At 37.6% G+C, this 14,834-nt stretch carries 11 protein-coding genes; 8 read left to right on the top strand and 3 right to left on the bottom strand.

Annotated features, from left to right (window positions below):
* Window positions 1-4: 4 nt before the first annotated feature.
* Together Q8S11_RS02345 and Q8S11_RS02340 are read right to left on the bottom strand one after the other, a co-directional pair.
* A complete protein-coding gene (locus Q8S11_RS02345) occupies window positions 5-547 on the bottom strand; it encodes a histidine phosphatase family protein (protein ID WP_305660474.1) in 543 nt (180 codons plus the stop codon).
* Window positions 548-618: 71 nt separating this feature from the next.
* Window positions 619-1,935 carry a D-alanyl-D-alanine carboxypeptidase/D-alanyl-D-alanine-endopeptidase gene (locus Q8S11_RS02340; RefSeq protein ID WP_305660473.1) on the bottom strand — a complete coding sequence of 439 codons (1,317 nt, stop codon included), beginning with the start codon at window positions 1,933-1,935 and terminating at the stop codon, window positions 619-621.
* A gap of 308 nt (window positions 1,936-2,243) precedes the next feature.
* Between Q8S11_RS02340 and Q8S11_RS02335 the strand changes: the two genes are divergently transcribed.
* The 6 genes from Q8S11_RS02335 (at window position 2,244) to ybeY (ending at window position 11,311) form a co-directional block, all read left to right on the top strand.
* On the top strand, window positions 2,244-3,359 hold the full coding sequence (locus tag Q8S11_RS02335) for an aspartyl protease family protein (protein ID WP_305660472.1): 1,116 nt from the start codon (window positions 2,244-2,246) through the stop codon (window positions 3,357-3,359).
* Between the two features lie 184 nt (window positions 3,360-3,543).
* Window positions 3,544-6,051, top strand: a complete 2,508-nt coding sequence (locus Q8S11_RS02330; RefSeq protein WP_305660471.1) for a zinc-dependent metalloprotease — start codon at window positions 3,544-3,546, stop codon at window positions 6,049-6,051.
* A 93-nt stretch (window positions 6,052-6,144) separates the two neighbouring features.
* A complete protein-coding gene (locus tag Q8S11_RS02325; protein ID WP_305660470.1) occupies window positions 6,145-7,005 on the top strand; it encodes a phosphodiester glycosidase family protein in 861 nt (286 codons plus the stop codon).
* 108 nt (window positions 7,006-7,113) lie between these two features.
* Window positions 7,114-10,452 (top strand): DUF4175 family protein, encoded by a 3,339-nt coding sequence (locus Q8S11_RS02320; RefSeq protein WP_305660469.1) that lies wholly within the window; start codon window positions 7,114-7,116, stop codon window positions 10,450-10,452.
* The gene (locus Q8S11_RS02315; protein WP_305660468.1) at window positions 10,449-10,880 is read left to right on the top strand and encodes an ATP-binding protein; all 432 of its coding nucleotides are present in this window, start codon (window positions 10,449-10,451) and stop codon (window positions 10,878-10,880) included. Before Q8S11_RS02320 ends, Q8S11_RS02315 begins: the two co-directional genes overlap by 4 nt.
* Entirely contained in the window at window positions 10,880-11,311 is a 432-nt protein-coding gene (gene ybeY / locus Q8S11_RS02310) for an rRNA maturation RNase YbeY (protein ID WP_305660467.1), read from the top strand. Before Q8S11_RS02315 ends, ybeY begins: the two co-directional genes overlap by 1 nt.
* Before the next feature lie 2 nt (window positions 11,312-11,313).
* On the opposite strand, the gene Q8S11_RS02305 is transcribed toward ybeY, so the two are convergent.
* Window positions 11,314-12,024 (bottom strand): pirin family protein, encoded by a 711-nt coding sequence (locus Q8S11_RS02305; RefSeq protein ID WP_305660466.1) that lies wholly within the window; start codon window positions 12,022-12,024, stop codon window positions 11,314-11,316.
* Between the two features lie 88 nt (window positions 12,025-12,112).
* Between Q8S11_RS02305 and Q8S11_RS02300 the strand changes: the two genes are divergently transcribed.
* Window positions 12,113-12,769, top strand: a complete 657-nt coding sequence (locus Q8S11_RS02300; protein WP_305660465.1) for an NAD-dependent epimerase/dehydratase family protein — start codon at window positions 12,113-12,115, stop codon at window positions 12,767-12,769.
* Window positions 12,766-14,619 carry an ABC-F family ATP-binding cassette domain-containing protein gene (locus Q8S11_RS02295; protein ID WP_305660464.1) on the top strand — a complete coding sequence of 618 codons (1,854 nt, stop codon included), beginning with the start codon at window positions 12,766-12,768 and terminating at the stop codon, window positions 14,617-14,619. Before Q8S11_RS02300 ends, Q8S11_RS02295 begins: the two co-directional genes overlap by 4 nt.
* Window positions 14,620-14,834 lie beyond the last annotated feature (215 nt).

Here is a 14,834-nt window from a genome sequence, read left to right as displayed (position 1 = left end):
ATACCTATTTTATTGTGCTGCTATGATGTGCTTTTCCGTATTGCTGTGATATTAGTTTAGCTTTTCCATGAGGATCTATTTTTAGCTCAAAGAAAAAATCATAATCTTCATCGGTCAGTGCAGTAAGTGGCCGGGAGGCACCAAAAGACTCAAGCAATTCAAGTACAGTATTGGAATGCCCCACTATTAAAACTCTTTGCCCACTATGTTTTGATTTTACAAGCTCAGCAATACCAGTAAAATCATGTCCATCATAAGTCTGAATCTGAATATTGCTGTTTTTTGCAGCATAGTAAGCTGTCTGAGTTGTTCTTTTGTATTTGGTGGCAAAAGCTGCATCAAGTTTAATTTCATTCAATTTGCCGGCTAATGCCTCAGCTCTTTCCCTGCCTTCCACACTAAGTTCAGGATCCTCATTCTTAGGGTCGGAAACATCCTTTTCGGCATGTCTGACAATAAAAATAGTAGTAATACCCGGTGCATCAGTGCTGCATCCTGCAGCAACTATTGCCAGAAATACAATAAGCCCGATCTTGAATTTTTTCATAATTTTGATTCTGTTTTGGCATATTAATATGCATTGAAATCTGAATTAACGGCTAAATCTATTAAAACAGATCAATAATTTTTATAGATCTGGGTGATCAGCTTTTCCATCTCAGAACGTACTTCTGCCGTCGGCCTTGTAAAATTATTATTCATGAATGAAAAAATCAGCTTTTTACCAGATGCTGTGATCAGATATCCGCTCAAATTATGATTGTTAGAGAGGCTACCTGTTTTTGCAAAAATAAAAGGCTCATCTGCTTTGAAAAGATTTTTCAAGGTTCCTGTTTTTCCTCCCTGCGCTAAAAGGTCAAAAAGTCGATCCTGATCCCCGACCTCATCATAAATTTTTTCACATAGTCTTACCATACTCCGAGGGGTAAATAAATTTTGTCGCGATAATCCAGACCCATCGACCCAAACAGCCTTATCCGGAAGATCAGTAAGAAAGTTCTTTTTTACATAATCGATCACTACAGCAGTATTCATTTCCATTCCCCTGCTAGCAGCAATATTAAGTAGAATCTGTTCAGCGATAAAATTATCACTTGCTGATAACATTTTTTTATAAAGTGTGTCTGCAGCTATACTGTACCAAACTTTTGTTTGCGCAGGTTTGGGGTAGTTAATATTTCCTGAAAAGTTCGCAATACTTTGTTTTAGCAAATCTGCAATTAAGTCATCCGACACTTTGAATGGAACCAATTGATTAAATCCTGTTGGAGCACTTGAACTGGGCTGATGAAATATATTGCTAAAAATCTCTCGTTTAATACGGAACCTTTCCGGATTTCCCAAGCGGTCTGTCTGTAATATCAGTTTTCCTCCTATATTGAATACGGGATAAGTTTGCAATCCAATTGGATTTCTGCTAAAACGAACAACATTGCCATAGATTGGAAAATCAGACATCTCAGGCTGATAGTACTCGTTATAATCATCATAAGTCCAGCCCGTACCGTAGAAATCACCAGAAAATATGCCTTTTGCCCGGTATATCTGCTTTCTGGCAGAATTTAGATTTTGCAAAACCCGCTGCTCTTTAAATTGAGGGTCCAGAAATACAGGATCAGCTGTGCCCCAGAAAATTAATGAATCCCCGCGTTCAACATATTGTAATCCGGCTATAGAATCTTTTAAAAGCTTCAGGCCGGCATAAAAAGTAAATAATTTAGTGTTTGAGGCTGGGGTAAAATATTTATCATCATGCTGCCCGGAAATCATTTTCCTCTTAGTAAGGTCATATAGTGCAAAGCCAGTAAAATGATCATTTAGAATCGCCGAACTCTTTAGCATCTTAATAATTTTTCGGGATGGTATCGATTTGGAAAAAGCAGATTCTATGCTAAATACAGACAGAAGAATGAATACTAAATGCTTTGTTTTCATTGGTATAATTAAAATCAGGATTGGAACCGGAGATAGAATGGGTTAAGTTTTTAAAAATATAAAAGAATAATGGAAAGCTAAGCAGTAATTCGATATAAGATCTTTAAAAATAGAACCTTTGATATTATTTTATGACGTAACTTGTTATAGACTCTTGAGTCTCAAAAACAATTTGATTTCAAAGAAAGGATTTTTCATTGATCAGGATCATCTATATACTAGCCATTCTTATTCTTGTTTCCCGGGATTCATATGCCCAAAAATTCGAATTAAGCGGAAAGAGAAAAAGAGAAATTCTGCCGTTCAAGATGATAAAAAATCAAATGGTTATCCAGCTTCATATTAACGGAAAGGGACCCTTCAACTTCATTTTGGATACAGGGGTAGGTTTAGTTCTGATATCTGATCCCAAATTGGTTGATTCAGTATCTTTTCAAAATCTTAGAAGTATTTATATAACAGGCTTTGGAGAAGGAGAAAAATTAAGCGCACTGATTGCCCCATCAATTGACATTCGCATAGGAAACACATTTGCAACAAATATTTCCGCAGCTATTCTTAAAAAGGATATTTTCGAATTATCAAATTATGTCGGAATTCCGATACATGGACTGATTGGTTATGAGTTTTTCCATAGTTTTGTCGTCAGACTGAATTTTTCAAGCAGTACTATCACTGTCTTTCAACCCCAAAAGACTTATATCCCAAAAAGGGGTAGTCGTATTCCGCTCAGCATAGAGGAGCGAAAGCCATACATTACTACTAATATCCAACTGAAATCAGGCAAAAAACTCCCTGTAAAACTCGTTATTGATACGGGTGCGGGTCATGCTATTTCTCTGGAAACAATAGATGGAGTTCCATTTGAATTGCCGGATGAACGAATACGTGGTAACCTTGGGGTAGGTTTAACCGGGCCTATTGATGGTTATATTGGAAGAATAGCATCACTCCAATTAGGAAAATATACTCTTAATAATGTTATTGCCGCATTCCCGGATCATGAGGATGCTGCTTCCAGGATCTTTTCCATAAACAGAAACGGAAATATGGGCATCACAATCATAAACAGATTTAATATTGTTTTTGATTACAACAGAGCTGCCATGTACATTAAACCACTTCCAACATTCAAGGAAGCTTTTGAGCATGATATGGCCGGAATGGAAATTGGTTCTGCAGGTGAAAATTATAAGCGCCTTATTATTACCAGGGTTGAGCCCTCCTCTGCGGCAGAGCAAGCAGGACTTATGAGAGGCGATGAAATTCTGGCTATTAATTTTAGAGCGGTTTCTGAAATGTCATTATCTGAAATAGATGCTATGTTCAGATCGCGAAACGGACGTAGTTTTGTAATTGACATTTTATCAAATGAAACTAAAATTAAGGAGAGGCTGATATTAACCCTTATTAAAAGAATTTAAATTATTTGATCAAAACGACTGATCATTTGTTTAGATTAATTTATTGTTTGGAGCCATACTGTTTTTGATTACAAAAAAACCATGCTCATTAAATTTGTTATTAAAATGTATAAAAAAATTATACATATTCACTTCAATCAATAGATTTGTAAATTCCTTATAACCTAACCATTATAAAATTTTTATGACAATAAACTTTCGCAATTGGCAGTTTGCCGCATTATCGGCTCTGATCTTTATTTCAGGTCTGGATAATGTTCAGTCACAGGATCGAAACAAACCTGCTGTACCTGCTACTGAACCTGCTAAGCCAGCAGCACCAGCAGCCGCAACACCTCCAAAGACCGGAATAAAACCCTATAAAGAGGTCATTACAGTTAAAGCAAAAACAGACAATGGATTATTTAAAGTACACCGTCTGGATGGAAAATATTTTTATGAGATTCCGGACTCCTTATTCAACCGTGAAATGCTTGTTGTTACCCGCTATGCAAAAACCCCTACAATAGATGGAACATATGGCGGTGAGGAACTTAACGAACAGATTTGGAAATGGCAAAGAAGGGATAAACAGGTAATGATCCGGATTCCTTCTTACCGTAATATCGCAGATAAAAAAACAGAAATGTTTGAGGCTGTTAAGAATTCGAACCTGGATGCTGTTTTATCTTCATTTGAAATTAAGGCTATTAACAAAGATTCCAATTCAGTAGTGATTGATGTAACTGATCTATATGCAAAGGATGTTCAATCCCTTGGTTTGCCTCAGTCGATACGAACTCAATATAAAATAACTACCATGGATGAAACCCGTACCTTTATAGATACGATCAAATCTTTCCCAATTAATATTGAGGTTCGTTCACTAAAAACTTACCGGGCAACAGATCCTCCGGGAGATAAATCAATCGGTTCAATGACCGTTGAGATTCACAATTCAATGCTTTTATTACCCAAGGTGCCTTATAAACCTCGTTTTTCAGATGACAGGGTCGGATTTTTTGGCCAAAGCCAGACAGATTACGGGCTGGACGAGCAAAAAGCACAGGTTACACGCTATATTCATCGCTGGAAGCTGGAACCAAAAGATCCGGCTGCCTACAAACGTGGTGAATTAGTAGAACCTAAAAAACAAATTGTTTATTATATCGATCCGGCAACACCTGCTAAATGGAGACCTTATCTGATTGAGGGAGTAAAAGACTGGAATGCAGCATTTGAAGAGGCCGGATTTAAGAATGCGATCACGGCATTGGAAGCTCCTTTAAATGATCCTGACTGGTCACCTGAAGATGCACGCTATTCAGTGATCCGTTATTTTGCATCGAATATCGCAAATGCCTATGGTCCGCATATTTCTGATCCTCGTTCAGGAGAGATCATGGAATCGGATATAGGCTGGTATCATAACGTCATGAACCTGGTTCGGAACTGGTTCTTTGTTCAAACTGCGGCCATCAATCCTGAGGCCAGGAGTCCCAAATTCAAGGATGAGGTTATGGGACAGCTCATCCGCTTTGTATCCTCCCATGAAGTTGGACACACTCTCGGACTCCCCCATAACTTCGGATCAAGCGTGGCATATCCCGTTGATTCCCTTCGTTCTCCGTCCTTTACCAAAAGAAAGGGTGGAACCGCGCCATCAATCATGGATTATGCCCGCTTTAATTATATTGCCCAGCCCGGAGATGAAGGGGTTGTGTTATATCCCGGAATAGGAGACTACGATAAATGGACTATTAAATGGGGTTATACCTGGTTTGATAACCAAACCCCGGAAGAAGAAGCAAAAACATTAAATAAATGGACCATAGAGCGGGCTGGAAATCCGGTATATTTCTACGGTCAGCAAACTGGAAATCCGATCGACCCACGTGCGCAATCCGAAGATCTGGGTGATGATGCTATGAAAGCTTCCAAATATGGAATTGCCAATCTGAAACGTATTGTACCGAATATTGAAAAATGGACTTATGAGGAAGGTAAACCATACGATAACCTCAAAGAGCTTTATGGGGAAGTTCTAATCCAATGGAATCGTTATATGGGCCATGTACGATCAAATATTGGTGGCATCTATAAAGATGATAAAACTTATGAACAAAAAGGACCGGTATACACACATGTGCCTAAATCAAAACAAAAGGAAGCTGTTAATTTCATCAACGAACATGCCTTTGTTACACCACACTGGATGCTTGATAAGAATGTATTGAACAAATTTGACAATGCGGGAATTGTTGATCGTTTAAGGAGAACGCAGATGGGTATCCTGAACGGAATTCTTGATTTTGGACGCCTGAATAGGGTGATTGATAATTCTGTGAAAAATGGGATTAATGCATACCATATGAATGAATTACTTGCGGATCTGCGTAATGGCATTTGGTCAGAATTAAAAACCGGAGCTAATTTAGATACCTATCGCCGAAACTTGCAACGTGCTTATATCGAGAGGATGTCATACCTTTTGAATGAAAATGAAGTTCCGGTACCGCCGCAATTTGCAGCATTAGCCGGACCACAGATCGATGTGTCTCAATCAGATATCCGTCCAATGGCCAGACATGAACTTAAATTGTTGTCAGTGCAAGTTAAATCAGCTTTGCCAAAGTACTCCAACCCGGTATTAAGAGCACATCTAGATGATGTTCTGGTTCGTATCGCTGAGGCTTTAGATCCTAAAAAATAACAATCACTGTGAATATAAAAGCTCTGGCATTTAATTGACCAGAGCTTTTATATTTATTGATTTTTAATAAATTAAGAGCAATATTTTATTCCCATGAAAGTCTTTCCAATAACAGCATTACTGGTGTTTTTCATCACTGGTAGAATATTTGCTCAATTTGATTCTCTGGCCGTGTTAAAAGCCGATTGGAAAAAAGAGAAATTAGCATCAGGAGTTCATTTAAAGACTTTCTGGTTTAATAAATCACTCTTTAATTCTAATCAGAATGTAAGTATAGTGGAGATTAAACAAAAGAGAGGCCTCTTTTTTGATCTGGGTTATGATCCCAAAATACTGTTAAAGACAAGTGATTTTGGTAAACAAAATAATGCTCTGGCAGCATTAAACGGAACTTTCTTTGATATTGCAAATGGCGGATCTGTAGATTATATCCGCGCAGATGGTCAGGTAATCAATGAAAACCGTCTCGGAAGGATCGGCAACAGAGCAGGACATCAGGAATCTGCCCTGGTGTTCAATAAAGGAAAATTGAGCATTTTAAAATGGAATGGGCAACAAAATTGGGAACAATCAATTGAAGCTGAGGATATTATGGTAAGTGGTCCGCTTCTCATTTTGAACCAGATTGTTGAAAAATTGGATACCGCTAATTCCTTCAATAAAACCAGGCATCCCAGAACAGTTGTAGCCATCACAAAAAATAATCGGGTTCTGTTGATTTCAGTAGATGGCAGAAATGAAAATTCTGCAGGAATGAACCTTTTCGAATTAACAAAACTGATGCGATGGTTAAATGCCCGTGATGCGATTAATTTAGACGGTGGCGGTTCCACAACCTTATGGCTAAATAATTATGGGGAAAATGGTGTTGTAAATTTCCCAAGTGACAATAGAAAGTGGGATCATGAAGGCCAGCGAAAAGTTGCAAATGTGGTACTTTTATTGAAAAGGTAATCAATAACTATGCATTTGTTTTAAATTATGTACAAAGCCCGGGGAATTACACCAATTGTTAGGAAATATTCGTTAAATTCATACAAACTATCAAGGTGAAATATTACGATGAACAGGTCTGAAGATAATTATGCCTACCTTATCAATAAAATTGATGGTTTTATACGAAAGTATTACCTGAATAAGGTCGTTAGAGGCTCCATCTTTTTGGTTGCTTCCTTCCTTGCTGCGTACTTAGTTTTCATATTTGCAGAGTATTGGGGGCATTTTGATCCTTTAGTAAGAAGTATTCTTTTTTATACATTCATAACGGGCAATACATTTGTTCTTGGTACCTATATTATTCTTCCGCTATTAGCTTATTTCAGGCTTGGAAATACAATCAGCCACGAACAGGCCTCAGCTATAATTGGAAAGCACTTCACGCCTGTAAAAGAGAAATTGTTAAATACCTTACAGTTAAAAAAGCTTTCTGAACTTAACCCGGAACAGCGCAGCCTTATTGATGCCAGTATCAATCAAAAGATCGCCGAACTCAAACCCGTTCCATTTACTTCGGCCATTCATATTAATGAAAACCGAAAATACCTGAAATACGTTCTGGCGCCTTTAGCAATCTTCGTTTTTGTATTTTTTTCAGCACCCTCTATTCTGAGCGAGAGCACAGAGCGTTTGATTAATCATAATAAGCACTTTGTAAAAAAAGCACCGTTTAGATTTGAAATACTTAATGAGCAACTCTCTGTAGTTCAGGGTAGCGATTTTACATTGATGGTTAAACTTACAGGCACTGAAATCCCCTCAGAAATTTACCTTGAAGATGGCCTTAATACCTTTAAACTCGATAAAGAAAATATCATCCGTTATAAATATACTTTCAGAAATCTGCAGAAAAACAAAAAAATAATTCTAAAGGCCGGTGAGTTCCGCTCAGTAGATTATGAACTTGTAGTAAAGGCCCGGCCTACCCTTCTGAACTTTGATGTAATGATAGAATATCCTGCTTATATCAATAAGAGAAATGAAAAGCTCGAAAATACCGGAGACCTGACTGTTCCGGAAGGGTCACGGATTACGTGGAAATTCAGGGCCCAAAATTCTGATCAGATTGATATGGTTTTGGACAAAAAAAGCTTTTTGATAAAAGAATCTAAAGAAAACCTGTTTAATTTCAGTTATAAGGCTATCAAAAACCTGACTTACAGCATAAGGCCCCTTAATTCACAAGTACCGGCATCAGAATTTGTTTCGTATGATTTAAGGGTAATACCCGATCTTCTTCCTCTAATTGATGTTAACGAGCGCCAGGATTCGGTTAATTCAAGGGTACTTTATTTTGTAGGGCAAGCCAGTGATGATTATGGTATTTCAAAACTGAATTTTAATTACAGGGTGCTTTCAGAAAAAGTTGAAAAGGATGAAAAAACCGAAATCAGATCTGTCAAGCTAGATAGAAATGCACTGCAGAGTAATTTCTTCTATATATGGGATGCAAATGAGGTTGCAGCAAAACCAGGAGAGCAGATTGAATATTATTTTGAACTATTTGATAATGATGGGGTAAATGGTCCAAAGTCAGTTAAATCAACAATTAAAACTCTGAAATTGCCCTCTGAAGCAGAGCTAAAGAAAAAATTGGAAGCCAATACCGAGCAGATTAAGAATAAGATGGAGCAGGCAATTAAAAAATCTGCACAGTTGGAGAAAGAAACTAAAAAATTGAATCAGGAACTTTTGAATAAAAAAAGTTTGTCTTTTGAAGAAAGAAAGCAAATCGAAAATCTTCTTCAGAAACAAAAGGAGATTGATGAATTAGTTAAAGAGATCCAAAAGGATAACAAACAAAATTTGGCAGAACAGCAGGAGGAAAATGAACAGATTCTTGAAAAACAAAAACAAATTGAGGAACTTTTCAATAATGTTCTGGATGAAAAGACACGCGAAATTTTGAAAAATATCGAAAAGCTTCTTGAAAAAAACAATAAAAACCTAACCCAGGAGGAGCTATCTAAAATGCAGATGGATAATAAATCACTGCAAAAAGAACTTGATCGTATTTTGGAACTTTATAAACAGCTAGAATTTGATCAAAAGCTTAGCAAGACCATAGAAAAATTAAATGAACTGGCAAAGGATCAAGAAGAGCTGAGTGAGAAAACTCTGGATAATAAGACTGATCTTGAAGAACTGAAAGATGAACAAAAGCAACTTCAGGATGATTTTAAAGAACTGAAAGATGAACTCAGTGAACTGGAGCAAAAAAACGAGGAGCTGGAACAAAAAAATGATTTCGAAAATCAGGAAAAGACCCAGGAGGAAATAGATAAGGAGCAGCAAAAAAGTTCTGACAATCTGGAGAAAAAAGATCAGAAAAAGGCTGCAGAAAGCCAAAAGAAGGCTGCAGCAGAAATAAAAAAACTGACGAAAGATTTACAGAGCATGCAACAGGAATCAGAAGAAAAAGAAAATGAAGTTAATGCAAAAAGCCTCCGGGAAATCCTTGATAACCTCCTAACCAGCTCCTTTGATCAGGAAAAAACGATGCAAACGGTCAGGCAAATCAATTCCAGCGATCCAAACTATATCATTCAGAGCCAAAAGCAGAAAGACATTCAGGTCAATCTCAAAATGATCGAAGATAGCCTGTATTCACTGAGTAAAAAGGTTCCTCAAATTCAATCCGTCGTGAATAAGGAAATTCAGGCAATAAATTTTAATGTTGGAAAAGCTATAGAAAGTCTTGGGGAGCGTCGCACAGCCGAAGCCAACCGAAACCAGCAATTTGCTATGACCTCTATAAATAATCTGGCTTTAATGTTAAGCGAAGCCCTGGAGCAATTACAACAAGCGCAGCAGAATGGCAAACCCGGAGGAAAGGGTAAACAAAAGCAAAATCTTTCCCAGCTCAGTAAAATGCAGGAACAATTGAATAAGAACATGCAAAAAGCAAGGGAAGATATGCAAAAGCAAAGGCAGCAGAAAAGCGGACAACAGGGTAAAAGCAGTCGGGAAATGAGCGAACAGCTGGCAAAAATGGCTCGGGAACAGCAGATGATAAGACAGGCCATGCAAGAGATCAATAAAATGGAAAACAAGGATGGGAAAGGAACATTGGGAAATCTTGATAAATTAATGAAAGAGATGGAACAAACAGAAACGGATCTCGTAAACAAAAAAATACAACAGGAAACGATAAACAGGCAACAGGAAATTCTTAGTAAGTTGCTTGACGCAGAAAAAGCAGATCGGGAGCGCGAACAGGATCAGAAAAGAGAAAGCAAAGAGGGAATTACACCTCCACCTTCTAATTCTTTAATCTTGCAGGAGTTCCAAAAAATCAAGCAAAAAGAGGTTGATTTGTTAAAAACCGTGACCCCTTCATTAAATTCATTTTATAAAATAAAAGTAGGGGACTATTTTAAATATTTAAATTCGGGGGATAAATGAGTAAGCAGACAGAATTTTCAGATAATACATCATTGTATACACTGCAGTTACCTTCCAGAATTGATAGTATAACCATCGTGGAGAATTTCATTGATGAGCTGAGTACAAAATATAGTTTTAGTGATGAGCTTTATGCTAACGTCCTGACCTGTCTCAGTGAGGCTGTAATCAATGCAATTGTTCATGGAAACCGTGAAAATTTGGATAAAAAGGTATACATCAACCTGGAAGTAATCGAAGAAAAGCGTCTTATTTTCACAATTTCTGATGAAGGTGAGGGTTTTGATTTTAATAATATACCCGATCCTACTGCTCCCGATAATATCGAAAAACTAAGCGGAAGGGGGGTTTTTATAATCAAAAAGCTTGCTGATCAGTGTATTTTTAATTCAAAAGGAAACGAGCTGGAACTCCATTTTAAAATTTAATGGGCCAAATACCTATTAATTTCTTTACTGAAGACATTTCTTTTACATTAAAACAAAAAGGGCTTGTCAGAACCTGGATTAGGAATACAATTTTTGCCGAAAAAAAGCGGCTCCGACTTTTAAATTATATTTTTTGCAGTGATCCCTATTTGTTAACTATCAACCAGCAATATCTAAATCACGATACGTATACTGATATCATTACTTTCGACAACAGCGAAAATATAGGCGAGATTGTCGGAGATATTTTTATCAGCCTGGATAGAATAAGGGAAAACGCCAAAGAACTGGATTTAAATGTAATAGATGAGTTACACCGAGTGATGATTCATGGTACACTCCACTTGCTTGGGTATCCGGATAAAGGAAAGTCTGCAAAAGCCCTAATGACAGAAAAGGAAGATTTTTATCTGTCACACAGAGCCTTTTAAAATTATTGCATTGGAACTTCTATAATCAATACCCTGGAATCTTCACTGAATTTGAACTCTAAATTTTCGGTGTCGTAAATACCCATAGCATCCCGAGTTTTTAAAACTGTACCTTCCAGTTCTGTCTTACCGTCAATTATAAAGACATACGCACCGTTTCCGGGATGCTGAATTGTGTAACTTACCTTTTTACCGCCATCAAATGTTCCCAGACTGAAAAATGCGTCCTGATTAATCCACAATACATTCTCACCTTCATTCGGGGACACAATTGTAAGAAATGAATTATTTACTTTCTCAAGATCATACACCATCTGATCATATCGCGGCTGAATATTGCGTTCCTTTGGAAAAACCCATATCTGAAGTAAATTTACCTCTTCGTTAGAAGAATCGTTATACTCTGAATGACGGATTCCACTTCCAGCAGACATAACCTGAACTTCTCCATAACTTATATTACCCTCAGATCCCAAACTATCCTTATGGGCCAGTACCCCCTTTAAAGGAATGGTCACAATTTCCATATTGTCATGACCGTGAGTGCCAAATCCCATACCCGGGGCAATAATATCGTCGTTCAATACTCTTAATAAGCCAAAATGAACCTTTGATGGATCATGATATTGGCCAAAACTAAAGGAATGAGCTGCTTTTAACCAGCCGTGATCTTGAATTCCACGATCAGCTGCGAGATGAATAGTGTTTTTCATATGCTTTACTTTTAATTACATGTTTAAACATACAATATTAATTCCAAACTTTCTAATGTGTACCTTTGCAGATTAATAAGACAAATTAATGCCACATCAAGTCATTTTAGTTGGAGCAAGCGGACTTATTGGCAGTCACTTACTCACACAGCTAATCGAGTCCGTTGAAATATCGCGGATTTTATTGTTGCTTAGAAAGCCACTTCATATTTCTGCACATAAAGTTCAGGAATTGATTGTTAATTTTGATGAACTGGAGCACTATTCTTCTGACATCAAAGGGGATGTAATTTTTAGCTGTCTGGGTACTACCAAGGCTGCGACGCCTGATTCTGATTTATATAGAAAAATTGATCTTGAATATCCACTAAAACTGGCAGAAATTGGCACCAGAAACGGAGTTTCACAATTTCATTTGGTATCATCATTGGGTGCAAATGCTTTAGCATCTAACGCTTACCTGAAACTTAAGGGGGAACTGGAAAATGAACTAAAGAATTTATCCATCTCATCTTTACATATCTACCAGCCTTCCTTATTAACCGGAAATCGGAAAGAGTCGCGTTTGGGCGAGAAGTTTGCAATCTCTGTTTTTAAGCTAATTAATCCGCTTCTAATAGGTCCATTTAAAAAATATCGCAGCATCGAGGCAGAAACAGTTGCCCGGGTTATGCTTAATCAATCGTTAAAAGATCTTAAAGGAACTTTTATCTATCCTTCCATTAAAATACAAAAATTAGCGTGAGCATTTTATCTACAGAACAATTAGGGCATTCATTTAACGATAACTGGTTATTTAAGGATCTCTATCTCGGTCTTAACAAGGGCGACCGGGTAGCATTGGTTGGAATCAACGGAACCGGAAAATCAACATTGCTCAGAATTCTTTCGGGTATTTTACAACCAAGTCTTGGCAAAGTTGTAACCGAACGGGATCTGAGGGTGGGCTACCTCGAACAGGATCCTCAATTTAGCAATCAGGAAACAATCAGTGACTTCATTTACTCCATTGGAAATGAACGTCAGCAACTGATACGGAAGTACGAAGAGGCTGTAAATCAGGAAGTTCATGATGAAAAGCTCCTGAACAGACTAATGGATGACTTAAGTAATGCAAATGCCTGGGAATATGAATATGAGATAAAAACAATCCTTGGAAGGATGGGAATACAACATCTCGAGCAGAAAATTGTTACTCTTTCGGGCGGACAGAGAAAGCGTCTGGCACTTGCCAAGCTACTCATCGACGATCCTGATGTTTATATTTTAGATGAACCTACTAACCATCTGGATATTGAAACGATTGAATGGCTCGAAAGCTATATGAGCAGTGGACAGAAAACAATTTTGCTGGTTACACACGACAGATACTTTCTGGATAACGTTTCAACCCGAATTATCGAACTCGACCGGGGTAAAATTCAAAACTTTAACGGGAATTACAGTTATTATCTGGAAAAGAAAGCAGAACAAAATGCAGCAGAAGATGCTACATTCAGCAAAAACACCAATCTGCTGAAAAAAGAACTGGAATGGATGCGTAGACAGCCAAAGGCAAGAACAACTAAATCAAAATCCAGGATCGACTCTTTTTATGATCTTGAAGAAAAAACCAAAGGCAGGAATGTAAAATCATCGCTTGAGTTAAGTGTCAACGTTTCGAGACAGGGAAATAAGATTTTGGAACTGGAGCATGTGGCTAAGTCGTTTAACGGCAAACCGATAATTAATGATTTCAGCTATACATTCAAAAAAGGCGATAGAATTGGAGTAGCCGGAAAGAATGGAACAGGAAAATCTACACTTCTTAATATTATTACAGGAGACATAAAGCCGGATAGTGGTAAAGTTATTGTGGGTGAAACAACCGTTTATGGATATTACAGACAGGGGGGGCTTGAGTTTAAGGATGATGAGCGGGTGATAGATGTAGTCAAAAATGTGGCAGAGTATATCACCATGGCTGATGGAAAGACCCTGACTGCAAGCCAGGTTTTAACCCATTTTCTGTTCCCACCGGCGAAACAGTATGGAATGGTCAGCAAATTAAGCGGGGGCGAAAAGAAACGACTTCAGCTTATGCGGGTTTTGATGAAGAACCCTAATTACCTTATACTGGATGAGCCCACTAACGATCTGGATATTGATACACTAAATGTTTTAGAAGACTTTCTGCTTAATTTCCCAGGAATTCTAATGTTAGTTTCACACGACCGCTATCTAATTGATCGTCTAACCGACCAGCTCTTTATTTTTGAAGGAGATGGGAATGTACATATCTACTCAGGTAATTATACGGATTACAGGCTGGAACAAGAAGAGCCTAAAAAGCCGGCAAAGCCTGAAACCAATACTGCAATAATATCCAAGAGTACTGATTCGACAAAAAGAAAACTAAGTTTTAAGGAAGAGAAAGAACGTTCTGAACTTGAATTATGTATTAAAAAACATGAGGAACAAATAGAAGTCCTCACATTAGAATTAAATTCAGGAATAACAGATCACCATAAATTAATTGACATGGCTACCAAAATAAAGGATCTTAAAGACAAAATCGATGAGCAAACCTTTCGTTGGCTAGAGTTGTCGGAATAATATTTAATATGAGCATATCAGATCTATTGGCATCGGCAGGAGTTAGCTTGTTGCTCATTGCATTTTATCTCAATTTAAGGAAATTGATGCCGACGGAAAGCAAGTGGTATAGCGCCATGAATTTATTAGGGTCAGCCCTATGTGGGTATTCTTCCTTTCTGATACAATTCTATCCTTTTGTTTTTCTTAATGCCGTTTGGGGAACAGCAGCTCTC

The sequence above is a fragment of the Daejeonella sp. genome, from assembly GCF_030695525.1.
Classification (GTDB): Bacteria; Bacteroidota; Bacteroidia; order Sphingobacteriales; family Sphingobacteriaceae; genus Daejeonella.
The sequence above is the reverse complement of the archived record's forward strand: the minus strand, read 5'-3'. Positions and strand labels throughout refer to the sequence as shown.